Genomic DNA, 1,516 nt, shown 5'->3' with positions numbered 1-1,516 from the left:
CTCCTGGGGCGGAGAGGGTGGGGGAGTCCGCGAGCCCGGGGGTGTGTGATCTTGGGAGGTTCGCTAGGGTCGTGGCCCATGGCGAACAACCCGCACGGTTCCGACGGCAGTTACGACTCAGCCGGCAGCACCCAGATGTTCCGCGCCTTCGTGGATGAGGGCGCCGACCGCCGGGCTCCGGCTGCCGCCCCCTCCTCCGGCCCGCGTATCGGCCTGATCATCGGCGTGGTCGCCGTGATCGCGGTGGTGGCCGCGGTGGCCTGGCTGGCGCTCAAGTAGTCGGGCGAGGCCCTACGTATTCACCCCGGGGTGGCGCGACGGCCGGCCCCGGGGTCAGGGCGCCTCGGGGCGCGGGTCAGCTGCCCCTGACCGGCTTGCGAGCGACCGGCCCGCGAGGGCGATCCCGGGCGTACCGACCGGTCGCCCCTGGGTCAGGCGGTGGTGAACCGGTCCACCAGGATCGCCAGCCGCTGGTCCCGCTGGTCCGGGCGGAGCCGACCGCTGCGGGCGAGGACCACCAGTCCGTGCAGCGCGCTCCAGCCGACCTCGGTGAAGGTCTCCGGATCCTGCTCGCCCGCCCAGGGCTCGAACGCCGCCAGGAGTTCGCCGAACGCGCGCTTCAGTACGGCGGGGGAGTCCGCGGTCCCGAAGGGCAGGTCGATGGCGAGGGTGAACATGGCGTCGAAGAGCGCCGGGTTGCGCTCCGCGAAGCCCTCGTAGGCGCGTAGCGTCGCGGCCAGGGCCTCGGCCGGTGATCCGGCCCCGGTCCGCGCGGCGTGCAGCGCCTCTCCCAGATCGGCGAACCCCTCCACCGCGACGGCGGCCACGATGGCGTCCTTGTTGGCGAAGTGGCTGTAGAGCACCGGCTGGCTGTACTCGATGCGCTCGGCCAGCCGCCGGGTGGTGACCGCGTCCCAGCCCTCTGCCTCGGCCAGCTCCCGGGCGGTCGTGATGATCAGTTGGTGACGCTGAGCTCGTTCGCGCTCACGGCGCTGCTGAATGGACATTCTGCAATTCTAGCTGCGCTAGGAATGAGAGCGCAGGTAGGTGGGGGTGGGTGTTCCGCCCGTCGTTGTCGTGCCGAGGGTAAGCGGGCCCGGCTCCGGCTCCGTGCCAACGGCCCACTCCGACCGGCCGGACATCGACGCCGTGCCCAGTTCAGCGCCAGGTGACGCTGAGGTCCTGGGTTTCGATGCGCATCCCCAGCGGCACGCGCCAGGCGGCCACACAGACAGGGAAGGTCTTCTTCCGCTTGTCTCCGGCCTCGATGGGGGCCGGTAGATCGGCGGTGGACTCGACCGTGCCCCAGTCGACGCCGAGGGAGCCGATGATGTGGGTGCTGAAGGTGATCTCGCCCGAGCGCACGGGCCGACCCCCGTTGTTGTGGAAGGTGACGGTGACCCGCTCGCACCAGCGCTGATCGGTCGCCTCCCGCTGCGGGTCCTCCCAGCTGAGGACCGCGGGGCCGGGGGTCGGCGGCGGGGTGCTGGGCGGCGGCTGTCTCTGATACACATCT

General features: G+C 71.6%; 2 protein-coding genes and 1 pseudogene. 1 reads left to right on the top strand and 2 read right to left on the bottom strand.

Features of this window, described 5'->3' with window-relative positions:
• Window positions 1-78: 78 nt before the first annotated feature.
• Entirely contained in the window at window positions 79-279 is a 201-nt protein-coding gene (locus E4099_RS31930; RefSeq protein ID WP_135342577.1) for a hypothetical protein, read from the top strand.
• Window positions 280-431: 152 nt separating this feature from the next.
• Here E4099_RS31930 and E4099_RS31925 read toward each other — a convergent pair whose 3' ends face one another.
• Together E4099_RS31925 and E4099_RS31920 are read right to left on the bottom strand one after the other, a co-directional pair.
• Window positions 432-1,007 (bottom strand): TetR/AcrR family transcriptional regulator, encoded by a 576-nt coding sequence (locus E4099_RS31925; protein ID WP_135342576.1) that lies wholly within the window; start codon window positions 1,005-1,007, stop codon window positions 432-434.
• 151 nt (window positions 1,008-1,158) lie between these two features.
• Window positions 1,159-1,516: pseudogene (locus E4099_RS31920) on the bottom strand (hypothetical protein); the annotation flags it as partial.

Source organism: Streptomyces palmae (assembly GCF_004684805.1).
Taxonomy (GTDB): domain Bacteria; phylum Actinomycetota; class Actinomycetes; order Streptomycetales; family Streptomycetaceae; genus Streptomyces; species Streptomyces palmae.
Note: the sequence above shows the minus strand (reverse complement) of the source record. Positions and strands in the feature narration are given on the sequence as shown.